We start from the raw sequence: 22076 nt of genomic DNA, 5'->3' as shown, positions 1-22076 counted from the left end.
ACCCAGGTACCCCCGCGTCGCCACCACCTCACCGAACCGGAGTGGATCAAGAACGCCCGGTGCACACCGGCCGGGGATGTTGCACGCCGGCAACATATGGTCATTCTCAAATGCGTCGATGGGATGTAACGTCTGCCCCACGTTTCCGACCCGACGTGACACACCCCCGGTCACGTCGTCAGAAAGAGGTGGGCCCATGGGACTTCGTCCCAACCTGCTGACCCGGCGTACCGCCGGTGTCGCGACGTCGACCCTCGCGCTGCTGCTCAGCACCGCGGCCGTCGGCGTCGTCCCCGCTGCTTCGGCCTTCTCGGCCGCCCCGGCCGGCGTCTGCGCCGAGCCGGCCGACAGCCACGCCAACGCCCGCGTCGCCAAGGGCGGCAACGCCAAGCTCGACCCCAACGAGCTGACCGCGCAGCAGGTACGCGAGCGCGAGGCCGACCTCGCCGCCGCGCAACGCGCACGGGCCAACTTCCGCACCGGCGCCGTCGCCCCGCTGGCGACCGTGACCATCCCGGTCGTCGTGCACGTGATCCAGGAGAACAGCACCCGGGCCGGCGGCAACATCACCGACTCGATGATCAACCAGCAGATCAGCGTGCTCAACCAGGCGTACGCGGGCTCGACCGGCGGCGCGCCCACCGCGTTCGCCTTCCAGCTCTCGAAGATCAACCGGGTGACCAACCCGTCGTGGTACCCGATCGTGCAGGGCTCCTCGGCCGAGCGCTCGATGAAGACCTCGCTGCGCCAGGGCGGCAAGAACACGCTCAACATCTACCTGGGCGAGTTGAGCGACAGCCTGCTCGGCTGGGCGACCTTCCCGAAGCGGACGCTCGACAAGATGGACGGCGTCGTCGTGCTCAACGAGTCGCTGCCCGGCGGCACCGCGACCAACTACAACCAGGGCGACACCGGCACCCACGAGATCGGCCACTGGCTGAACCTCTACCACACCTTCCAGGGCGGCTGCTCCGGCTCGGGTGACGGCGTCTCCGACACCCCGGCCGAGGCATCCCCGGCCTACCAGTGCCCGACCGGCCGGGACACCTGCTCCTCGACCGGCAAGGACCCGATCACCAACTTCATGGACTACACCTACGACTCCTGCATGTACCAGTTCACCGCCGGCCAGGCGAGCCGCATGCTCACCGCGTGGAACGCGTACCGCGCGGCCTGACCTCACCCACGACGCACCGGCGCCGGCCCCGTCCTCGGACAGGGCCGGCGTCGGTCGTTTCCGGGCTCCGGTCGGGCACCTCGGCCCACGGATCCGGCCGGTGCCAGCCGGATTGATCAGGCGGCCGGGCGACGGGTGTCGAAGCCGTGCCGGCCGCGCCGGCCCTCCGGGGCGAGCGGCCCCTCACGGAGAACCGGCGCGGCCCGACGCGGGTCGAGCGGTTCGTGACCGAGAGCCGGCGCCGAGCCGCGCGGGTCGAGCCAGAGCCGCATCTCCGGCCGGCCGACGCCGGGGCGGGCAGCCGGGTCACGCCGGGTCAGCATCGCCACGTCGACGGAGAACTCGAACAGTTTCCAGTCGCCGAGCGGCGCCGCCCGGCCGACCCGGGCCAGCCGGGCCACCGTGCCCGGGTCGGTCACCGGGTGGGCGCGGCCCGCGACGTACGCCTCGTCGTCGCTCTCCTCCGGTGGGAACGAGTGCAGCGCGTAGCGGCCGTCGCGTTCGAGGTCGCGGCGCTTGGGCGAGTCGATGACGAAGCACCACAGCCCGTCGTCGGTGATCAGCGGGGAGACCGGGTGCACGCGGGGCCCACCGTCGGCGCGGACCGTGGCGAGATAGCCGAAGCCCGGCCCGTACTGCTGGATCAGAAGGCGGATCTCGGCGGCGAGTCGGGGCTCGTCGGCGGCGAATTCGGACCAGGAAGCCATGCCGACATTCTATCGAACACGTGTACGAAGATGTAGTCCGACACGCAGGTCACTCGTACCGGTCGCTATGGTGTTGCGATGCTGCTCTCCGACCGCGACCTGGTCTCCGAGATCAAGACAGGCACGCTCGGGCTGGAGCCTTTCGAGCCCACACTTGTGCAGCCGTCCAGCATCGACGTACGCCTCGACCGGCTGTTCCGGGTCTTCAACAACCACCTCTACACGCACATCGACCCGTCGATGCAGCAGGACGATCTGACGTCGATGGTGGAGGTGCCGGAGGGTCAGCCGTTCGTGCTGCACCCGGGCGAGTTCGTGCTCGCCTCCACGCTCGAGGTGATCTCGCTGGGCGATCAGCTCGCCGGCCGGCTGGAGGGCAAGTCGTCGCTGGGGCGGCTCGGGCTGCTGACGCACTCCACCGCCGGCTTCATCGACCCGGGCTTCTCCGGTCACGTCACGCTGGAGCTGTCGAACGTGGCGAACCTGCCGATCACGCTCTGGCCGGGCATGAAGATCGGTCAGCTCTGCATCTTCCGGCTCTCCTCGCCGGCCGAGCACCCGTACGGCTCGGCCGTCTACGGGTCGCGTTACCAGGGTCAGCGCGGCCCGACGCCGAGCCGGTCGTGGCAGAGCTGGCGTACCTGGCCCACCCGCTGACGCCGGCCGTGGTTGTTAAGAGGGGCCCCCGCCTATACCGAATGCGTTAACGGGGGCCCCCTCCTTACACCTCAGGTGGGGCGGCCGTAGCTGTTGATGTCGCCGTCGTCGACGCGCTTCATGGTGATGGGCTTGCCGGACTGGGAGGCGTGCACCACCCAGCCGTCGCCGACGTACATCCCCACGTGGTGCAGGTCGGCGTAGTAGAAGACCAGGTCACCGGCGCGCAGCTCGGCGCGGCTGACCCGCTTCGTGACGTTGTGCTGCTGGCGGGCGTTGTGCGGCAGCGAGATGCCGGCCTTGGCCCAGGCCGCCATGGTCAGGCCCGAACAGTCGAAGTGGTCCGGGCCGGCGGCGCCCCAGACGTAGATCTTGCCGATCTGGGCGCAGGCGAACTTGACCGCCACCCCGGCCGCGCCACCCGGGTATCCGGCCGGGCAGGGCGCCGGCCGCAGCGGACCGCCGCCACCGTTGCCGTACACCTTGAGCCGCAGCTTCTGGAGCTTGGCGATCTCCGTGTCGATCTGCTTCTTCTTCGCCGCGAGCTGGGCCTCGGTGCGGCTCAGGTCGGTGACCATCTCGTCCAGCGGCTTCTTCTTCGCCGCCAGCTCGTCGCGCAGCTCGGCGATGGTGCGCACCTGCTCCTGCTGGTGGTGCGCGAAGCGGTCGAGCAGTTCCAGGCCGCTCATCAGCTCGCCCGGCGAGCGGCTGCCCAGCAGGGCGTTGACGGTCGAGAGGTTGTCGCCCTTGTAGGCGTCGGCGGCGAGACCGCCGACCTGGCCGAGCGCGGCGTCCACCCGGGCCTGGAGCGGGGCGATCTGCTTACCGAGCGCGTCGGCCTGCCTGCGCCGCAGCGCGAGCTGCTCGCGTACGGCGTTGACCTGCTCGATGACGGGTTCGAGCTTGTTCCAGTCGCGGTCGATCCGGGCTTCGATCTCGGCGACCGAGGGTTCGGCGTGGGCCGCCGTCGCGCCTCCGGTCAGGACGACCGCGGCGCCGACCAGGGCGGCGAGTGTGGTGGTGAAGCGGGACCAGCGGGAGCGCGGCGCGACGGCGGGCCGGTCGATCGACCGGCTCGGCGACGGCCGCGGGGCATGGTGTGCCACCGGGCGTCGGTACTCCTTCTTCCTGACCGCCTACCGGGTTAGCTGACGGGTTCGGGCGGGAAGGGAGACGCCCTACCGCAGTGGCTGCGGATTCACCCCAGGTACCTGGGTCCCCGATTCGCCCGGAGGCGATTCGGCGGTGTCGGACCGTCACCGACCGGGTTGGACGGTGAACGTGCGGGCCGACAATTGGCCAGAGTAGGGATCCCCGTTATCGATCCGCAACCCGAACGGCCGTGACACTCCGTACGGAATGGGCCAGCCCGGACATGAGTGAAGCTTTTTTTCACACTAGATTATCCGGCGGAAAGGTATTGACCGTCACGGGTGCGCGGAGTGAGGGTGGGGACGCAGTGACCCCCATCCCTGTCCAGGAGGTTCGATGCACCTCTCGCCCCCGCCGTCGGCCGGACGGATGCTGCTCGCCGCCGCCGTGGCGACAGCCACCGCGCTGGCGACCACCGGCCCGGTCGCCGCCGCGCCACCGAACACCCTATCCGGCAACGACGACAGGCAGCAGCAGTACGCCGCCGCGGCGGCCGAGTACGGCGTGCCGCAGAACGTGCTGCTCGGCGTCTCCTATCTGGAGTCCCGCTGGGACGCCCACCCGGGGCAGCCCAGCACCAGCGGCGGCTACGGCCCGATGCACCTCACCGACGCCGCGCACGTCCTCGCCTCACCCCGCAACGGTCACGTCGACGAAGACGAGGACCCACGCGGCGACGACTCCCGCCCGCTCACCCTCGACCCGGCCACGACCGAAGCACCGGCCCGGGAGAAACCGCTGCCCACGGCCTCGCTCCAGACGCTCGACGCCGCCGCGACGCTCACCGGGCTCGACCCGCAGAAGCTGCGCACCGATCCGGCCGCGAACATCCGCGGTGGCGCGGCGCTGCTCGCCTCGTACCAGAAGGCACTGGGTGGGCCGGTCGGCGCCGGCACCGACGCGGCGGCCTGGTACGGCGCGGTGGCCCGCTACTCCGGCGCGGACACCACAGACGCGGCGGCGGCCTTCGCCGACGAGGTCTACGACCAGCTCGGCCAGGGCGCGACCCGGACCACCGACGACGGGCAGCGGGTCACCATGGCCGCCACCGCCGCCCGGCCGGACCGTGGGGTGCTCAGCCGGCTCGGGTTGCGCCACGCGCAGCGGCCGGACGGGCTGGAGTGCCCGGTGCGGCTGGCCTGCGAGTGGATCCCCGCACCGTATGAGCAGCTCAGCGCGGACCCGGGCGACTACGGCAACCACGACCTGGGCAACCGGCCGAAGCAGCAGAAGATCGAATACATCGTCATCCACGACACCGAGGGCTACTTCGACCCCAGCGTCGACCTGGTGAAGCGCGCCGACTACCTCGGCTGGCACTACACGCTGCGCTCGGCGGACGGCTTCGTCGCCCAGCACATCAAGGCCAAGGACGTCGGCTGGCACGCCGGCAACTGGTACGTCAACGCCAAGTCCATCGGCCTGGAGCACGAGGGCTTCGCCGCGAACGGCGCCTGGTACACCGAGGCGATGTACCGCAGCTCCGCCAAGCTGGTCCGCTACCTGGCGCAGAAGTTCGGCATCCCGCTGGACCGGCAGCACATCATCGGTCACGACAACGTGCCCGGCATCACCGCCGCGGCGGTCGGCGGCATGCACTGGGACCCGGGCCCCTACTGGGACTGGTCGCACTACTTCGACCTGATGAAGGCACCGTTCCGGACCCTCGGCACCGCGCGCACCGGGCTGGTCACCATCGACCCGGACGTCGCCACCAACCGGCCGGCGTTCGTCGGTTGCAACCAGCAACCGCCGGGCGTTCCGACGCCCACCCCGCCGGCCGAGCCCTGCCCGTCGCGCGGCTCCTCGGCGGTGCTCCTGCGGACCGCGCCGAGCGCGGACGCCCCGCTCGTCAACGACCTCGGGCTGCGCCCGGACGGCACGCCGGACACGATGTACATCTCCGACCACGGCGCCCGCGCCTCGGCCGGACAGACATACGCGGTGGCCGGCCGGCAGGGTGACTGGACGGCGATCTGGTATCTCGGCCAGAAGGCGTGGTTCCACAACCCCACCAAGGCGCCCACGGCCAAGTGGTCCACCGGCTTCGTGGTGACGCCACGGCCCGGCCGGGCCGCCGTTCCGGTGTACGGCCGCGCCTACCCGGAGCAGGCCGCCTACCCGGACACCATCCCGTACCAGGCCATCTCCCCGCTCCAGTACACGTTCGCGGCCGGCCAGCGGTACGCCGTCGGCGGCGTGGTGCCGGGCGAGTACTACCGGGCGGTCTCGTTCGACGGCTCGGCCCCCGGCGACCGCACCGTGGTCCGGGGCAGGAACCGGTACGTGCAGGTCCAGTTCGGTCACCGGATCATGTTCGTGAACCTCGACGACGTGCTGATCCTGCCGTCACCGGTCGGCGCGCCGCGGTAGCGGTCCCCGACGCGGGAAGGTCCCGACGAGAGGAAGGCCCCCGGTCCAGATGGACCGGGGGCCTTCTCGATGCCTCGGGTGCGGCTCAGCCGACCCGGACGAAGCCGGCGAGCGGCTGGGTGCTGATGCTCGACACCTGCACCGGTTTGCCGGTCCGGGGCGCGTGCACCATCACCCCGTTGCCGAGATAGAGCCCGACGTGGTGCAGGTCGCTACCGAAGAAGACCAGATCACCCGGCCTCGCCTCGGAGCGGGAAACCTTGCGGCCCTCGTTCCACTGGGCGCCGGTGAAGTGGGTGAGCGAGATGCCCGCCGCCTTGTAGGCGTACTGCGTCAGGCCGGAGCAGTCGAACGAGTTCGGGCCGGTGGCGCCCCACACGTACGGGTCGCCGACCTGGGCGCACGCCGTCTTGATGGCGGTACGCGCGGCGCTGCTCACCACCCCGTCGATCTTCGGGCAGCCGGCCGGGCGGATCGAGGTCACCGGCAGCATCCCGGTGAGCCGCTTGATCTCGGCGTCGATCTGCTTCTTCTGCGAGGCCAGCTTGGCCTCCTGCTGCTGCTCGGTCGCGATCAGCCGGTCGAGCTTCTGCTTCTGCGCGTTGTACTTGTCGCGGGCCGCGAGCACGCTGGCGATCTGCCGCCGCTGGTCGTCGGCGACCCGGTCGAGCATGACGAGCTGCTCGGCCAGGGTGCCCGGCTTGGTGCTCACCAGCAGCGCGCCCATCTCCTGCGAGGGGCCGCGCATGTAGTAGCGGGCGGCGATGTCGCCGACCTTGTTCATCGCCAGCGTCGAGGCCAACTCCAGCGGCACCATCTTCTTCTGCAGGTCCGCGGACTTCTTCTTGTTGACCTTGAGCTGGGAGCGGACCTTGTTGTAGTCCTCGATGGTGGGTTCGAGCTTCTCCCACTGCTTGTCGATCTGCGCGTCGATCTCGTCCACCGAGGGCGCCGCGTGCGCCGGGGCCGCCACCATCCCGGCGCCGACCGCGACGGCCGCGACCAGGGTGAGGAGACGGCGTACCACCCGGCGCGACCCGGCCGGCGGGCCGGATGGAGCGCTCGGGACGTGACGTTGAGGGGGCATGGTTGCCACCGGCACGGACTCCTTTGCAACCGACCGGCGGGCGCCTCGCGAGAGGGAAGATCGAGGCGGACGACCCACAGCGGTCGGTGCATCACATTAGGGAAGGCACGGGGGTGGAATCAAGGCGGCCCGTTGTTCAATCATGTTTCCGCAATCGGTTGCGCACCAAGGGTATTCGCTCACTTGCCGACGATCGCGGTCAATACATCGTCGAGCGTGACCACACCCAGGGGCAGCCGGCCGTCGCTGACCAGCACCATGTGCCGGCGCTCGCGGCGCATCGCCAGCAGCAGATCGGCAAGCGTACGGTCCGGCGGCACCACGGCCAACGGCCGGTAGACCTCGGCCGGCACGGGAGCACGGCGACTCGCCCCGGCGTACCCGAGCACGTCCTTCACGTGCACGAAACCCAGCACCCGACGGGTGGTCCGCTGCACCACCGGGAAGCGGGACCGGCCGGTGCGGGTCGCCAGCACCTCCAGCGAGGCCGGTGAGACGTCCTCGGCCACGGTGGTCACCGTGGACCAGGGTTGCAGCGCGTCGGCGGCGGTGCGGCTGTGCAGGGCCAGCGCGCCGGTGATCCGGGCGTGTTCCTCGGCGTCGAGCAGCCCCTCGGTACGCGCCTGGGAGACCAGCCCGGCCAACTCCTCGGCGGTGAACACGGTCTTCACCGCGTCCGTCGCCTCCACCCGCCACCAGCGCAGCACCTGCCGGGCCGACCACTTCATCGCCACCAGCAGCGGCTTGGTCGCGAGGCAGAAGGCGAGCATGGCCGGGCCGAGCCAGAGCGCCGACGGCTCCGGACCGGCGAGCGTGATGTTCTTCGGCACCATCTCGCCGACCACCGTGTGCAGGAACACCACCACGGCCAACGCGATCACGAAGGCCACCGGGTGCACCGCCGAGGCCGGCAGGCCGAGCGCGGTGAACGGCATCTCCAGCAGGTGGGCAAGCGCCGGTTCGGCGATCGCGCCCAGGCCGAGCGAGCAGACCGTGATGCCGAGCTGCGCGCCGGCGATCATCAGCGGGATCTGGTTCATCGCGGCGAGCGCCCACCGGGCCCGCTTCGACGCCGCCGCGAGCGGTTCGATCACGGTACGGCGGGAGGCGATCAACGCGAACTCGCTGCCCACGAAGAAGGCGTTACCGAGCAGCAACGCCAGGGCGACAAGCAACTCAGGCACCGTCGTCGAACTCCTCCGGGCGCAGCACCCGGACCTGCTCGATCCGGTGCCTGTCGACCTCCACCACGGTGAACTCGTAACCGGCCTCGTCGACCGTCTCGCCGGGGACCGGAATGCACCCGAGCCGTGCCATCAGGAAGCCGCCGAGCGTCTCGTACGGCCCCTCGGGCAGCCGGAACCCGGTCTGCTCGACCAACTCGTCGGCGCGCAGCACGCCGTCGACCAGGACCGTCCGCTCCCCGCCGGGCACGGTCAGCTCCGCCGGCCCGAGGTCGTCCACCGCGGCCGGGTCGAACTCGTCGGCGATCTCCCCGACCAGCTCCTCCACCAGGTCCTCCACGGTCACCACGCCGTCGGTGCCGCCGTACTCGTCGACCACGATCGCCAGGTCCGCCCCGGCGTCCTTGAGGGCGGCGAGCACCCCGTCCAGGTCCAGGCTCTCCGGCACGTACACCGGTTCCCGGGCGACCGCGGCGACCGTGGTGACGGCCCGGCGGGCCAGCGGCACACCGAGCGCGTCGGGCACCCCGGCGACGCCGGTGACCAGGTCGAGTGTCTCCTCGTACACCGGGAACCGGGTCCGGCCGGTGCGCCGGGACTCCTCCAGCAGCTCGGCCACCGACGCGGTGGCGCGCAGCGCGACCACGTCCACCCGCGGGGTCATCGCCTCGGCGGCCCGCTTGTCACCGAAGCGGATGGTGCGGCGCAGCAGCATCGCGGTGTCCGGCGGCAGCGCGCCGGCCCGCGCCGAGATGGCCGCCAGCAACCCCAGCTCCTCCGGGGAGCGGGCGCTCGCCAGTTCCTCCTGCGGCTCCACGCCGAGCCGGCGGACCAGCCGGTTGGCCGAGTCGTTGAGCAGCCGGATCAGCCACCCGCAGGCCCGGGAGAAGGCGCGCATCGGCGCGGCGGTGACAAGCGCGGCCGGCATCGGGCGGGCCAGCGCGAGATTCTTCGGCACCAGCTCACCGAAGAGCATCGAGATGAGCGTGGCCAGGGCCAGGGCGAGCAACCCGGCGAAGCGTTCCGCCCCGCCGAACGGGTGCAACAGCGGCGTCACGAGCCGGGCCAGGGCCGGTTCGGCGAGATATCCGGTGAGCAGCGCGGTGATGGTGATGCCGAGCTGGGCGCCGGAGAGCTGGAAGGACAGGTCCCGCAGCGCCCGGCGGACCGTGGCGGCCCGGGCGTCGCCCTCGCCGGCCCGCCTGTCGATCTCCGCGCGGTCGACGGTGACCAGGGCGAACTCGGCCGCGACGAAGAAGGCGTTGCCGGCGGTCAGCAGCACGAAGCCGACCAGGGGCAACAGCGTCAGAACCAGCAGGCCGTCGATGGGCGTGATTGTGGCACGCGGGCGCCGGTGGCGGGTCACCCCGCCGGGGTACGCCTCAGCCGGCCGCCGGCGCGGTCTCCTTCTCGCCGGCCGGTGCCTCGGGCTTGACCGAGCGCAGCAGCACGCTCGCCACGTCGACCACCTCGACGTCCTCGCCGGCGCCCTTGCCGTTCACTCCGTCGTTGAGCATCGTCGAGCAGAACGGGCAGCCGACCGCGATGGTCTTCGCCCCGGTGGACATGGCCTCCTCGACCCGGTCCACGTTGATCCGCTTGCCGATCTTCTCCTCCATCCACATCCGGGCACCGCCGGCGCCGCAGCAGAAGGAGCGCTCGCTGTTGCGCGGCATCTCGGTCAGCTCGCCCTGCATGGAGTCGCCGAGCACCTCACGGGGGGCGGCGAAGATCCGGTTGTGCCGACCCAGGTAGCAGGGGTCGTGGTAGGTCACGCCGCCGTCGACCGGCTGCACCGGGGTGAGCTTGCCGGCGCTGACCAGGTGGGCCAGCAACTGGGTGTGGTGCACCACCTCGAACTCGCCGCCGAGCTGGCCGTACTCGTTGCCCAGGGTGTTGAAGCAGTGCGGGCAGGTGGCCACGATCTTGCGCGTGGCCTTCTCCCGGCCCTCGAACGCCTCGTTCAGCGTCTCGACGTTCTGCTGGGCGAGCATCTGGAAGACGAACTCGTTGCCGATCCGGCGGGCCGGGTCACCGGTGCAGGTCTCGCCCTCGCCGAGGATGGCGAAGCTGACGCCGGCCTCGTTGAGCAGCGTGGCGACGGCCCGGGTGGTCTTCTTGGCCCGGTCCTCGAACGCGCCGGCGCAGCCGACCCAGAACAGGTACTCGAAGTCGTCGACCTCGCCGACCCGGGGCACCTCGAAGTCGAGCCCCTTGGTCCAGTCCTCGCGGGTGTTCTGCGGCGCGCCCCAGGGGTTGCCCTTGTTCTCCAGGTTGCGCAGCATGACGCCGGCCTCGGACGGGAAGCTCGACTCGATCAGCACCTGGTAGCGGCGCATGTCGACGATGTGGTCGACGTGCTCGATGTCCACCGGGCACTGCTCGACGCAGGCGCCGCAGGTGGTGCAGGACCAGAGCACGTCCGGGTCGATGACGCCGCCTTCCTCGGCGGTGCCGATCAACGGCCGGTCGGCCTCGGCCATGGCCAGCACGTCGACGCCGGCCAGTTGCTCCGCGGTGCCCTTCTCCTCGCCGGCCAGGTCCTTGCCGCCGCCGGCCAGCAGGTAGGGCGCCTTGGCGTACGCGTGGTCGCGCAGGCTGAGCACCAGCAGCTTCGGCGACAGCGGCTTGCCGGTGTTCCAGGCCGGGCACTGCGACTGGCACCTGCCGCACTCGGTGCAGGTGCTGAAGTCGAGCAGGCCCTTCCAGGTGAACTGCTCGACCTGGGCGACGCCGAACTGGTCGGACTCCGGGTCGGCCTCCTCGAAGTCGAGCGGCTTGCCCTCGCTCGTCATCGGGCGCAGCGGGCCCAGGCCGGAGCCGGCGGGCTTCGCCGGGTCGCGCTTGAAGAAGATGTTGGGGAAGGCCAGGAAGCGGTGCCAGGCCACACCCATGGTGACGTTCAGCGAGATCACGATGAGCCACGTCATCGAGATGACGATCTTGATGAGGGCGGCCACGCTGACGCCGGCCGACCAGTCCGGGAGCGCGGCGCCGACCGCGTGGCTCAGCGGGGTGGCCCAGAGCGGGTACTCGAAGTGGTCGGTGGCGACCTTGAAGCCCCGGATGACGAACCCGAAGATCAGGACCAGCAGCACGACCCACTCGACGAAGTAGCCCTGCCACATGGTCGACCCGGTGAACCGGGACAGGCCGCCGGGGCGGGTCGGCCGGTTGCGCAGCCGGATGGCCATCAGCACCACGATGCCGACCAGGCCGAGGATGCCGATCCACTCGGTGGCCAGGCCGAACACGGTCCAGTGCCCGATCACCGGCAGCCCGCCACCGGGCGAGACCACCTCGAAGTACGCCTCGAGCACCAGCAGCGACAGCACGATGAAGCCGACCATCACGAACCAGTGGGCGGCCCCGACCACGCTCCACTTCAGCATGCGGGTGTGGCCGGCGGTCTCCACGAGCATCTTGGTCGTGCGGGCGCCCTTGTCGGCGAACCGCTCGGGCGCGGGCTGCCCGAGCCGGATGACAGCCGTCATCTTCATGACCGCGCGCACCGCGAGCCACACCGCAACGGCGGTGATGGCTGCCGCGAGGATCGTGGTGACGATCTGGACGCTGCCCATCGAGTTGGCCTCCCGGTCTGCTGCTTGTCAGTGCAGCCTACGCGGAAGGTTACTCGACAGTAACGTGAGTCTTCTCGCATCGGCCACGCCGCCCTGCGGACACCTTAGGCGGATCGACGCCCGGGTGCTGGGCAGGGGCGGCGTGGCGTGATGTGCCCCGGGAGGCGGAAACGCCGCTCAGCGCCAGCGGGAGAGCAGGATCAGCGAGGAGACCATCGCGCCGAAGCCCACCGCGAGGTTCCAGTAACCCCAGGAGGCGACCGGGTACGCCTGCTCGGAAAGGTAGTAGACGACCAGCCAGCCGATGCCGACCACGATCAGCGCGACGGCGGTGACCGGCAGCCAGATCGGGCTAGGCTTGCGCGTCGACGCCGTCGCCGTCGGACGCACGTCCGTCGGCGGGGTGTACACCTTCTTCTTGCGGACCTGAGACTTGGGCACGACGCTCTCCAGAGGGGGGTACGACCTCGTCCGGCCTGACAACCGGGCGCGGGGGCGACGGTCCATGGCCAATAATGTTCGACAGCTAGCGTAGTCCGGACGGGCCGTCCAAGCCACGAATGGGGCGGGGCCGGTGCGGGGAGTTACCGAAAAGAGCGGACTTTTCGGGTCGAGCAGGTCGGTTCGCATCGACGCGGGCCGGAACGAGACGACGGGAAAGGGAACGCCCGGTGGAGTACACGTCCGGCGCAGCCTCCTGGCAGAAGGCCCTCCGCCGCGCGGTAGCCGGCCTGCTGCCCCGCCGGGCGCGCCAGCGGCGCCCGGGATGGTCGGTCGGCGTACCCCTGATCGCCGCCGCGGCCGGACTGCTCTTCACCACGAGCGCGACCACCGCCGGCGGCACCCCGCTCCGGGAGGATCGGCGACCCCAGCTCACCCAACTCATCGAGGACCGGCGCGAGCAGGTGGCGGCCAGCGAGGCCAAGGCCGCCCGGCTGCGCGACGAGGTCGAGGCACGCACCGAGTCGCTCGCCGGCACCGACGGGCCGGTGAAGACCCAGCGCGAACGGGCCGCCGCGAGCCGGCAGGCCGCCGGGTTCACCGCGCTCACCGGCACCGGGATCACCATCGAACTGGACGACGCCGACTGGGGCCCCGGCCAGCCGCTGCCCAAGGGCGCCAGCAACGACGACCTGGTCGTGCACCAGGGCGACGTGCAGGCGGTCGTGAACGCGCTCTGGGCCGGCGGCGCGGAGGCCATGTCAATCATGAACGTCCGCGTGCTGAGCACCAGCGCGGTACGCTGCGTCGGTAACACCCTGCTGCTGCACGGCCGGGTTTACTCCCCTCCTTTCAAGATCGTGGCCATCGGTGATCCCGCCGGGTTCCAGCGGGCGCTCGCCGCCTCTGAAGGAGTCCGGGTGTTCAAAGAAGTGGCCGATCACTACCAGCTCGGCTACACCGAGCACGTCTCCGACGTCACCGTCCCCGCGTTCGAGGACTCCACCGCACTCCAGTCGGCGACGGTGCCCCGGTGACCGGCGACGACCCCCACGAGCGAGAGGCGCGCGGTCGCCCCCGAGCGCAGGAGGATCCGACCGCGTTCCTCCCGACGGTCGACCGCCCGGCGCTCGCACCGCCGCCCCCGCTGGATCTGCCCTGGCCCGACGCCGGCCCGTCCCACTCCGCCCCGGCGCGGCGCGGCGCCACCGCCCGCCCGACCGCACCGCCGCCGCCCCCCTGGCCGGGCAACCAGTCCCGCCCGCCGGAGACGCCACAGGTCGACCCCCGGCGGTACGCCGGTCCCACGGCCCCCACCCCCGACCGGCGGTTCGCGCCACCGGGTCGGGGAACGCACTCCCGCCCGACCGGCGACGGCCCCTACGACCGCCGCACCGGCCCGGACCGTTCCGACATGCCGTACGGGCGCACCAGTGCGATGCCCGGTGCCGGCGTGCGACCGGCCGCGCCGGGTGACGGGCCCACCGACTTCATCCCGCCGCTGACCGGGCGGCCCGGGCGGCACTCCGCCGCATCCGAGCGGCGCTCCGGTACGCCCGGCACACCCGAGCGGCGCTCCGGTACGCCCGGCGGACCCGAGCGGCGCTCCGGCGTACCCCGGTCGGGTGGCCCGGTCGGACGCGGCCCGGACGTGCCCGCGCCGGCCGACCCCGGCGCGACCGCGGTGCTGCCCACCGTCCCCCGCCGGCCGGCCGATCCGCTGCTGGACGCCACCGGGCTGATGGGCGCGGTGCCCCCGGCGCCCGAGCCCGGCGGCGAGGGCGGCGAGCCGCCGGCCGAGCCACCGCGACCACGGCGCGGCGAGCGGGTGGTGCAGCTCCGGCCGGAGCAGACCGGCGAGGGATACCGCAGCGTCCACTCCGAGCTGACCCGCCCCACCGCCGCCTCCCGCCTGCGCACGGTCGTCCGCGGCGCGGGCGAGCTGCTGATCACGTTCGGGCTGGTGGTGCTGCTCTTCGCCGGGTACGAGATCTGGGGCAAGTCGGTCATCGTCGATGCCCACCAGAACGACCTGAACGGTCAGCTCGCCGAGGCGTGGGCGGCGGACCCGACGGTCGGCCCGACCACCGGCCCGAGCACGAAGTCGACGCCGCCGGCCGAGGGGAAGCCGGTCGCCGGCCTCTACATCCCGAAGCTCGACAAGCACTGGGTGGTGGTCGAGGGGGTCAGCCCGGACGACATCCGCTACGCCCCCGGCCACTACCCGGAGAGCGCCATGCCCGGCGAGGTGGGCAACTTCTCCGTCGCCGGCCACCGCATCCGGTCCACGTTCTGGGAGCTGGACGAGCTGAAGCCGGACGACGCCATCGTGGTCGAGACCAAGACCGAGTGGCTCGTCTACCGGGTCTACCAGCAGCGCATCGTCAAGCCGTCCCAGGTGGAGGTGGTCGCCCCGGTGCCGGGCAAACCGGGCAGCAAGGCGACCGAGAAGCTGCTCACGCTCACCACCTGCAACCCGAAGTTCGACAACTACCAGCGGCTGATCATCCACGCCCGCTTCGACCACGCCCAGGCCAAGTCGGCGGGCCGACCGGCCGAGCTGGAGGGCTGACCCGTGTACTCGTGGATCTGGCGGAAACTGCCGTTCGGGCTGCCCGGCAAGCTGATCGGGTCGATGCTGCTCGCCGTCGCCACCGTCGCCCTGCTCTGGCTCGTGGTCTTCCCGTGGGCCGAGCCGCTGCTGCCCTTCGACGACGTGCAGGTCACCCAGGATTCCGGCGTCCCGGGCGGCGGCAGCGGTGAGCTGACCGACCCGACCGCGCAGCCGGACGAGGACGAGGAACTCCCCTACGACATCGAGACGAACAACGCCCCACCCGCCACTCCGGGCGGGTGACCCCGATGCGCGTGCTGGTGATCGACAACTACGACTCGTTCGTCTTCAACCTCGTGCAATACCTCGGCCAGCTCGGGGTGGACTGCGAGGTCCGCCGCAACGACGAGATCGACGTGGCCGAGGTGGGCCGGGCCGGCGCGGCCGGCGTGCTGCTCTCACCCGGCCCGGGCACCCCAAACCGGGCCGGCATCTGCCTGGACGTGATCCGCGAGTACGCCGGCAAGCTCCCGCTCTTCGGCGTCTGCCTCGGCCACCAGGCCATCGGCGAGGCGTTCGGCGGCACCGTGACCCGGGCGCCGGAGCTGCTGCACGGCAAGACCTCCGAGGTGCGCCACCACGGCGCGGGGGTGCTCGCCGGCCTGCCCGACCCGTTCACCGCCACCCGCTACCACTCGCTCGCCGTGCTGCCCGAGACGCTCCCCGACGAACTGGAGGTCACCGGCTGGACCGAGTCCGGCGTGGTGATGGCGATGCGGCACCGCACGCTGCCGATCGAGGGCGTCCAGTTCCACCCCGAGTCGGTGCTGACCGAGGGCGGTCACCTGATGCTGGCGAACTGGCTGGCCGCCTGCGGCCACCCGGCCGCGCTGGAGCGGGCCCCGGAGCTGGCCGCCGAGGTCGACGCGCGACGTCGGGCCGCGTTCGCCACCGCCTGAGGCCCTCCGGCACGCCACGCGGCGGCTGGGATCAGCGCTCGCGGGTGGGCGGGACGGACGGGAACGGGAAACCACCGCCACCACCGGCGCCGGGCGTGCTCGGCGACGCGCTGGGGGTCGCGCTCGGCGACGGGCTCTCGCTCTCCTCCTCAAGCGGCACGTCGACCTCGATCGTGACGGTCTCACCCTTGGCCAGTTTGGTCCCGGCGGACGGCGACTGACGGCTCACCTTGCCGGCCTGGGCCGGCTCGACCTCGTTGCCCTCCCGGACCTTGACCTCGTAGCCGGCGTCCTCCAGCCGCTGCTTCGCCTGGTCCTCCGTGTAGCCGCGGACGTTCGGCACCTCGTTGACGTTGCCCTTGGACACCTCAAGGGTCACCTTGCTCTTCGGGGCCACCGTGCTGCCCTCCTTGGGCGACACATTGATGACCTGCCCCTCGGGAGCGCCGTCGGTGACGTCCTTGCGAACGACCGTGAGCCCGAGGCTTTTCAGCTGCGCCTCCACGCTGGTGAAGGTGCCGCCCTTCAGCCCCTCCGGGATGGTGACCTCGCCCGGGCCGGTGCACATCTGGATCGTGACGGCGCTGTTCTTCTCCACCCGCAGGCCCGGACCGGGGCTCTGCCCGACCACGGTGCCCTCCTTGCACTCGGTGTTCTGCACCGGAGCGCCGGCGGCGAACCGCAGCCCGGCCTTCGTGAGCTCGGCCTGCGCCTCGGCCTGCGTACGGTCCACGAGCTGCGGCACGGAAACCTTCTCGTCGCCGGCCTGGTTGAGCCAGAGCGCGGTGCCCAGCGCGATCACCGCGAGCACGCCGAGCGCGGCGAACGTGGCGATGACCCAGGAGGAACTCCTGCGCTTGCGCGGGTCACCCACCCGGGCCGGCGCCTGCTGGCGGGTCTGCGGGCCCATCATCTGGGTCTGCTGCGCCGCCTGGTAGCCGCCCGCGGCGGCCCCCATCGGCATGGTCTCCTCGGCCGGCATCACCGGAGTGGCGAGCACCGGGCGGCCGGCGGCGGCGCGGAGCAGGTCCGCCCGCATCTCGCCGGCGCTCTGGTAGCGGTTGAGCGGGTTCTTGGAGAGCGCCTTCAGCACGATGGCGTCGACCGCCGGATTCACGTCCGGGTTGATCGTGCTCGGCGTCGGCGGCTGCTCCCGCACGTGCTGGTAAGCGACGCTGACCGGGCTGTCGCCGACGAACGGCGGGTGCCCGCAGAGCAGCTCGAACAGCACGCACCCGGCCGCGTAGACGTCGGAACGGGCGTCCACCGACTCGCCGCGCGCCTGCTCCGGGGAGAGATATTGCGCGGTGCCGATGACCGCGCTCGTCTGCGTCATGGTGGTGGCGCCGCTTGCCAGCGCCCGGGCGATGCCGAAGTCCATCACCTTGACCTGGCCGGTCTGGGTGAGCATCACGTTGCCCGGCTTGATGTCCCGGTGGATGATCCCGTGCCGGTGGCTGAACTCCAGCGCGGCGCACATGTCGGCGCAGATCTCCAGCGCCCGGCGCGGCTGGAGCCGCCCCTCGACGCCGAGGACCTCCTTGAGGGTCCGCCCGTTGACGAACTCCATCACGATGAACGGCAGCGTCTCGCCGGTCGGCGCGGTCTCCTCGCCGGTGTCGTAGACGGCGACGATGGCCGGGTGGTTGAGCGAGGCGGCGTTCTGCGCCTCCCGGCGGAACCGCATCTGGAACGTGGCGTCGCGGGCCAGGTCGGCACGAAGCATCTTGATCGCGACATCCCGCCCGAGCCGCAGGTCACGGCCGCGGTGCACCTCCGCCATGCCGCCGTAGCCCAGCAGCTCGCCGACCTGGTACCTGCCACCGAGCAGGCGGGCCTGCGCTGTCATCGCGTCTCTCGTCCTTCGCTCGTCGTCGTACCGCCGCCGGCCGGCTGGAGGCGTACCTCACGACGGTACGACGTGCGGACCGGATAGTCGTCCCCGTACGCGCGCACCGCGCCGGAGGTCACGCTCACACTCGCCGGACCGGGAGCACCGGCGGCATCGGTCATGTATTTCCGGTACCAGAACGAAATCACGCCCGAACAGAGGATGACCAGCACCGCCACCAGTATCGCCGTCGTCCACAGCCCGGAGCGGGAGCGGCGGGGCGCCGGTGGTGGCGGCGCGGGCGGGCGGGCGTACGCCAGAGGGTTGTGCGGGGGGCGGGGCGGCTGCGGAACGGGCGCCGCGCCGCGCGGCCCCACCGGCGGGCGGGGCTGCGGGACCGGATGCGCGACCATGGTCGGGCGCGGTGCCACCGGCGGCCGGGCCGGCGACACCGGCGGCCGGGGCTGCGGGCGGGGCGCGGCGGTCGGCACCTGCGCCCGCGCGGGGGGCGCGGCCGGCGAGGCCGGTACGCCGGAGATCGGGCGCCCGCCGCGTGCCTGCTGGGAGAGCGCGAGCTTGGCCTGCCGGGCGACGCTTGCCAACGCGGCGGCGCTGGGCCAGCGGGCCCCCGGCTCCTTCGCCATGGCCCGCTCGACGATGGCCCGCACCTGCGGCGGGATGTCGGCGGGCAGCGGCCGGGGAGTGTCCCGCACGTGCTTCATCGCGATCTCGAGCGGATTGTCCCCCTCGAAGGGACGGCGGCCCGCCAGGCACTGGTAGGCGACCACGCCCAGCGCGTACACGTCGGACGCGGGCGTGGCGACCGCGCCGGTGGCCTGCTCGGGCGAGATGTAGGAGGCGGTGCCGAGCACCGAGCCGGCGGCGGTGAGCTGGCCGACCAGCTCCGAGCGGGCGATGCCGAAGTCGGTGAGCACGAGCGTGCCGTTCGGCCGGACCAGCAGGTTGCCCGGTTTCACATCGCGGTGCACGATGCCCTTCTCGTGCGCCGCGTGCAGCGCGTCGGCGGCCTGGGCCAGCAACGCCATGGTGCGCGCCGGGGTGAGCCGGCCGACCCGGCCGAGCGTGGCGGAGAGCGCGTCGCCCTCCACGTATTCCATCACCAGGAACGCGATCTGCTGGTCGCTGCCGAAGTCGTAGACGTCCACCACGCCGGGGTGGTTGATGGTGGCCATGGTCCGCGCCTCGCCGCGGAACCGCTCGGCGAAGCCCGGCTCGTCGAGCAGCGCCGGGAGCAGGCTCTTGACCGCGACCGTCCGGCCCAGCACCTGGTCGGTGCCGCGCCAGACGTCGCCCATGCCACCGCTGGCGATCCGCTCGTCGAGCCGGTAGCGGTTGCCGAGCTGCACCCCCGGGCCGAGCACGTCAGCGCCTCCCGGAATCCGCGATGGCCGCCGCCATGATCCGGCCGGCGATCCGGGCCGCCTCGGAGCTGCCGCCGCTGCCGGCCTGCTCCAGCTCCACGCAGACCGCGGAGAGCGGCGTGCCGTCCTTGTCCAGCGCGAACCCGATGAACCAACCGTGGTCCGGCGTGTCCGGGCCGGACTGGGCGGTGCCGGTCTTACCGCCGACCACGAAGCCGTCGATGGCGGCGCGGCGGCCGGTGCCCTCCTTCACCACGTTCTGCATCATGTCGCGCAGGTCGGCGGAGACCTGGCCGCTGACCGGGCGACGCAGCTCGCGCGGCTTGGCGGCGTCGTAGACCGTGGTGCGGTCCGGCCCGAGCAACTGCTTCACCAGGTAGGGACGCATCTGGCTGCCGCCGTTGGCGACCGTGGCGGCGATCAGCGCGCCCTGCAACGGCGTCATCCGCACGTTGTTCTGGCCGATCGACGACTGCGCCAGCGCCGCCGGGTCGGTGCTGCCGTCCGGGTTCTGCATGTCGCCGGTGCGGCTGGCCGCCACCGGCAGGCCGCCCTCGCCGAGCTGGCCGACCGTGAGGTCCTCCTGCTCGAAGCCGAACTGCCTCGCCTTCTCCTTGACCTTGTCCGCGCCGAGGCGCACGCCGAGCTGGGCGAAACCGGTGTTGCAGGACTCGGTCACCGCCTCCCGGAGCGTCACCTGCGACTCCGGGCAGATCGACGGGGCCGCGTTCTTGATCGGCTTGCCGGAGGTCGGCGGGGTGTAGCTCGACCCGGCCGGGATCTGGGTCTGCTGGCCGATGCCGTTCTCCAGCGCCGCCGCGGCCATGACGATCTTGAAGGTGGAGCCGGGCGGCAGCACCTCGGACAGCGCCCGGTTGGCAAGCGGCCGGTCCTTGTCCTTCTCCAGCGCGTTGTAGGCCCGGTCGGCCTCCGTGCTGGAGTGGCTCGCCAGCGGGTTCGGGTCGAAGCTCGGCATCGACACCAGCGCCTGCACCGCGCCGGTACGCGGGTCGATCGCGATCGCCGCGCCCTTCTTCGCCCCGACCTCGTTGTTGTTGAGCTGCTTGAACGCCGTCTCCTGGGCCCCCTTGGAGAGGGTCAGCAGCACGTTGCCGCCACCGGTCTCGTCCCCGGTGAACATGTCCTTGATCCGGTTGGCGATGAGCGCGTCGCTGGTGCCGGCGAGGAAGTCGTTCTCCACCTTCTCGATGCCGGTCGCGCTGCCGTTGACCGGCTTCCAGCCGAGCACGTGCGCGTACATCTCCCCCTTGGGATAGGTGCGCAGGTATTTCAGCTCCCCGCCGGTCTCCTTGCTCAGCGCGTACGCGGTGCCGCCGACCTCGATGTTGCCGCGCTTGCGGTCGTACTCGGCGACCTGGACCCGGCCGTTGTAGTCGCTGGTGCGGTATTCGTCGGCCTTGTAGGCCTGGATCCAGTTGAGGTTCGCGAAGAGCAACCCGAACAGGATCATCACGACCACACCGACGCGGCGCAGGGGCGCGTTCACGGGCGGATCACCTCCGTCGGGGCACCGTGCAGTTGCTCGGGCGGACCACCGGCGGGCCGGGCCGCCGGACCACCGGCCCCGGTCACCGGTCGGCGGGCGCCGTCGGAGACCCGCAGCAGCACCGCGATCAGCAGCCAGTTCGCCATCAGCGACGAGCCACCGGCGGAGAGGAACGGGGTGGTCTGCCCGGTCAGCGGGATGAGCTTGCTGATCCCGCCGACGATGACGAAGACCTGGAGGCCCAGCGTGAACGCCAGGCCGCCGGCGAGCAGCTTGCCGAACGAGTCCCGCACCGCCAGCGCGGCGCGCAGGCCCCGCTCGACGATCAGCAGATAGACCACGAGCAGCGCGGAGAGACCGAACAGGCCGATCTCCTCACCGATGCCGGCGAAGATGAAGTCGGTCTGCACCTCGGGCAGCAGCGTCGGCTGGCCACCGCCCGGCCCGGCCCCGAACAGGCCGCCGGTGCCGAGCGTGAGCAGACCCTGGACCAACTGGTAACCGCGGTCGTACGGCTCGGCGAACGGATCGAGCCAGATCTGCGCCCGGTCGTAGAAGTTGGCGAACGGGCCGCCCACGGTGCTGCCCAGCACATAGGCCAGGTAGGCGCCGCCGAAGAACAGGATCAGACCGATGAGCAGCCAGCTCACCCGCTCGGTGGCGATGTAGAGCGTCACCACGAACATGCCGAAGTAGAGCAGCGAGGTGCCCAGGTCCTTCTCGAAGACCAGCACCATGAGGCTGACCATCCAGACCACCAGCACCGGGCCGAGGTCGCGCCCGCGCGGGAAGTCGATGCCGAGCACCCGCCGGCTCGCCAACGAGAGCACCTCGCGCTTGCGCACCAGGTAGTAGGCGAAGAACGTGAGCAGGGCCAGCTTGGCGAACTCACCCGGCTGGATCGAGAACCCGCCCACCTTGATCCACAGCTTGGCGCCGTTGATCTCGGAGAACCGCCCGGGCAGCACCGCCGGGATCATCACCAGCACGATGCCGGCAAGCCCCAGGGTGTACGCGTACCGCGACAGCGTGCGGTGGTCCCGCAGGATCGCCAGCAGCGCGGCGGCGAGCACCACCGCGGCGAGCGTCCAGGCGAGCTGGCGGCCACCGGTGCCGGCGAAGATGGCCAGGTCCTCCCGCTCCGCCGGTGCGGCCTGGGCCAGGTCGTAACGCCGCAGGAAGCCCACCCCGATGCCGTTGAGCAGGGCCACCGCCGGCAGCAACGCCGGATCGGCGAACGGCGCCAACCAGCGGATCACCAGGTGCAGGCCGAGGAACACCAGCCCCAGCGCGGCGGCCGGGATCCAGAAGTCCGGGGTGACCGTGTCGAGCGCCTTCGCCTCGACCATCGCCGCGTAGGCCGCCACCAGCACCATGGCGAGCAGGAGCAGGGACAACTCGGCGTTGCGCCGGGACCGGGCCAGGCGTACGCCGGACTGCTCGCCCGTCGAGACGGGCGAGGCGGCCGGTGCGGCGGCTGCGGT

The 22076-nt window shown here is 71.7% G+C and carries 18 protein-coding genes and 1 riboswitch; of the genes, 7 read left to right on the top strand and 11 right to left on the bottom strand.

Features of this window, described 5'->3' with window-relative positions; translation table 11 throughout:
* Positions 1-196 precede the first annotated feature (196 nt).
* Entirely contained in the window at positions 197-1177 is a 981-nt protein-coding gene (locus O7619_RS04260) for a zinc metalloprotease (RefSeq protein ID WP_282285814.1), read from the top strand.
* Between the two features lie 116 nt (positions 1178-1293).
* On the opposite strand, the gene O7619_RS04255 is transcribed toward O7619_RS04260, so the two are convergent.
* Positions 1294-1884: a pyridoxamine 5'-phosphate oxidase family protein gene (locus tag O7619_RS04255; protein ID WP_282285813.1), complete on the bottom strand. Its 591-nt coding sequence runs from the start codon at positions 1882-1884 to the stop codon at positions 1294-1296.
* A 78-nt stretch (positions 1885-1962) separates the two neighbouring features.
* Between O7619_RS04255 and dcd the strand changes: the two genes are divergently transcribed.
* Complete coding sequence (gene dcd / locus O7619_RS04250) at positions 1963-2541, top strand: dCTP deaminase (RefSeq protein WP_282285811.1); 579 nt, start codon at positions 1963-1965, stop codon at positions 2539-2541.
* Between the two features lie 71 nt (positions 2542-2612).
* On the opposite strand, the gene O7619_RS04245 is transcribed toward dcd, so the two are convergent.
* Complete coding sequence (locus tag O7619_RS04245) at positions 2613-3647, bottom strand: C40 family peptidase (protein WP_282285809.1); 1035 nt, start codon at positions 3645-3647, stop codon at positions 2613-2615.
* 13 nt (positions 3648-3660) lie between these two features.
* A riboswitch (cyclic di-AMP (ydaO/yuaA leader) is annotated at positions 3661-3796 on the bottom strand.
* Between the two features lie 233 nt (positions 3797-4029).
* Between O7619_RS04245 and O7619_RS04240 the strand changes: the two genes are divergently transcribed.
* Positions 4030-6066: a peptidoglycan recognition family protein gene (locus tag O7619_RS04240; RefSeq protein WP_282285807.1), complete on the top strand. Its 2037-nt coding sequence runs from the start codon at positions 4030-4032 to the stop codon at positions 6064-6066.
* 85 nt (positions 6067-6151) lie between these two features.
* Here O7619_RS04240 and O7619_RS04235 read toward each other — a convergent pair whose 3' ends face one another.
* The 5 genes from O7619_RS04235 to O7619_RS04215 all read right to left on the bottom strand — a co-directional run bounded on the left by O7619_RS04235 (position 6152) and on the right by O7619_RS04215 (position 12359).
* On the bottom strand, positions 6152-7153 hold the full coding sequence (locus O7619_RS04235; RefSeq protein ID WP_282285806.1) for a C40 family peptidase: 1002 nt from the start codon (positions 7151-7153) through the stop codon (positions 6152-6154).
* Positions 7154-7332: 179 nt separating this feature from the next.
* Entirely contained in the window at positions 7333-8337 is a 1005-nt protein-coding gene (locus O7619_RS04230; protein ID WP_282285805.1) for a hemolysin family protein, read from the bottom strand.
* Complete coding sequence (locus O7619_RS04225; RefSeq protein ID WP_282288662.1) at positions 8330-9637, bottom strand: hemolysin family protein; 1308 nt, start codon at positions 9635-9637, stop codon at positions 8330-8332. The genes O7619_RS04230 and O7619_RS04225 overlap by 8 nt, the downstream gene beginning before the upstream one ends.
* Before the next feature lie 82 nt (positions 9638-9719).
* Entirely contained in the window at positions 9720-11918 is a 2199-nt protein-coding gene (locus O7619_RS04220; RefSeq protein ID WP_282285804.1) for a (Fe-S)-binding protein, read from the bottom strand.
* A 177-nt stretch (positions 11919-12095) separates the two neighbouring features.
* Positions 12096-12359 (bottom strand): cell division protein CrgA, encoded by a 264-nt coding sequence (locus O7619_RS04215; protein ID WP_281585724.1) that lies wholly within the window; start codon positions 12357-12359, stop codon positions 12096-12098.
* A gap of 230 nt (positions 12360-12589) precedes the next feature.
* Between O7619_RS04215 and O7619_RS04210 the strand changes: the two genes are divergently transcribed.
* From O7619_RS04210 to O7619_RS04195, 4 genes are read left to right on the top strand one after another with little or no spacing between them, the layout of a single operon-like run.
* On the top strand, positions 12590-13396 hold the full coding sequence (locus O7619_RS04210) for a DUF881 domain-containing protein (RefSeq protein ID WP_282285803.1): 807 nt from the start codon (positions 12590-12592) through the stop codon (positions 13394-13396).
* Positions 13393-14931, top strand: coding sequence for a class E sortase (locus O7619_RS04205; RefSeq protein WP_282285801.1), 1539 nt, complete (start codon positions 13393-13395; stop codon positions 14929-14931). The genes O7619_RS04210 and O7619_RS04205 overlap by 4 nt, the downstream gene beginning before the upstream one ends.
* 3 nt (positions 14932-14934) lie before the next feature.
* Positions 14935-15216: a hypothetical protein gene (locus O7619_RS04200; RefSeq protein ID WP_282285799.1), complete on the top strand. Its 282-nt coding sequence runs from the start codon at positions 14935-14937 to the stop codon at positions 15214-15216.
* A 5-nt stretch (positions 15217-15221) separates the two neighbouring features.
* Positions 15222-15872 carry an aminodeoxychorismate/anthranilate synthase component II gene (locus O7619_RS04195; RefSeq protein WP_282285798.1) on the top strand — a complete coding sequence of 217 codons (651 nt, stop codon included), beginning with the start codon at positions 15222-15224 and terminating at the stop codon, positions 15870-15872.
* A 31-nt stretch (positions 15873-15903) separates the two neighbouring features.
* Here the strand turns inward: O7619_RS04195 and pknB are convergent, their stop codons facing one another.
* The 4 genes from pknB to O7619_RS04175 are packed head-to-tail and all read right to left on the bottom strand — an operon-like array spanning position 15904 to position 21968.
* Positions 15904-17721, bottom strand: a complete 1818-nt coding sequence (gene pknB, locus O7619_RS04190; RefSeq protein WP_282285796.1) for a Stk1 family PASTA domain-containing Ser/Thr kinase — start codon at positions 17719-17721, stop codon at positions 15904-15906.
* Positions 17718-19085, bottom strand: coding sequence for a serine/threonine-protein kinase (locus O7619_RS04185; protein ID WP_282285794.1), 1368 nt, complete (start codon positions 19083-19085; stop codon positions 17718-17720). Before O7619_RS04185 ends, pknB begins: the two co-directional genes overlap by 4 nt.
* Before the next feature lies 1 nt (position 19086).
* Positions 19087-20592, bottom strand: coding sequence for a penicillin-binding transpeptidase domain-containing protein (locus O7619_RS04180; RefSeq protein WP_282285793.1), 1506 nt, complete (start codon positions 20590-20592; stop codon positions 19087-19089).
* The gene (locus O7619_RS04175; RefSeq protein WP_282288661.1) at positions 20589-21968 is read right to left on the bottom strand and encodes an FtsW/RodA/SpoVE family cell cycle protein; all 1380 of its coding nucleotides are present in this window, start codon (positions 21966-21968) and stop codon (positions 20589-20591) included. The genes O7619_RS04180 and O7619_RS04175 overlap by 4 nt, the downstream gene beginning before the upstream one ends.
* Positions 21969-22076: the final 108 nt, after the last annotated feature.

Source organism: Micromonospora sp. WMMD998 (genome assembly GCF_029581235.1).
In the GTDB taxonomy this organism is placed as follows: Bacteria; Actinomycetota; Actinomycetes; order Mycobacteriales; family Micromonosporaceae; genus Micromonospora.
Note: the sequence above shows the minus strand (reverse complement) of the source record. Positions and strands in the feature narration are given on the sequence as shown.

What these genes read in the sequence shown, in the direction of transcription:
- O7619_RS04260 (WP_282285814.1), top strand. Translation starts at nt 197, where the DNA reads ATGGGACTTCGTCCCAACCTGCTGACCCGGCGTACCGCCGGTGTCGCG.
- O7619_RS04255 (WP_282285813.1), bottom strand. Translation starts at nt 1,884, where the DNA reads ATGGCTTCCTGGTCCGAATTCGCCGCCGACGAGCCCCGACTCGCCGCC.
- dcd (WP_282285811.1), top strand. Translation starts at nt 1,963, where the DNA reads ATGCTGCTCTCCGACCGCGACCTGGTCTCCGAGATCAAGACAGGCACG.
- O7619_RS04240 (WP_282285807.1), top strand. Translation starts at nt 4,030, where the DNA reads ATGCACCTCTCGCCCCCGCCGTCGGCCGGACGGATGCTGCTCGCCGCC.
- O7619_RS04235 (WP_282285806.1), bottom strand. Translation starts at nt 7,153, where the DNA reads ATGCCCCCTCAACGTCACGTCCCGAGCGCTCCATCCGGCCCGCCGGCC.
- O7619_RS04220 (WP_282285804.1), bottom strand. Translation starts at nt 11,918, where the DNA reads ATGGGCAGCGTCCAGATCGTCACCACGATCCTCGCGGCAGCCATCACC.
- O7619_RS04195 (WP_282285798.1), top strand. Translation starts at nt 15,222, where the DNA reads ATGCGCGTGCTGGTGATCGACAACTACGACTCGTTCGTCTTCAACCTC.
- pknB (WP_282285796.1), bottom strand. Translation starts at nt 17,721, where the DNA reads ATGACAGCGCAGGCCCGCCTGCTCGGTGGCAGGTACCAGGTCGGCGAG.
- O7619_RS04175 (WP_282288661.1), bottom strand. Translation starts at nt 21,968, where the DNA reads ATGGTGCTGGTGGCGGCCTACGCGGCGATGGTCGAGGCGAAGGCGCTC.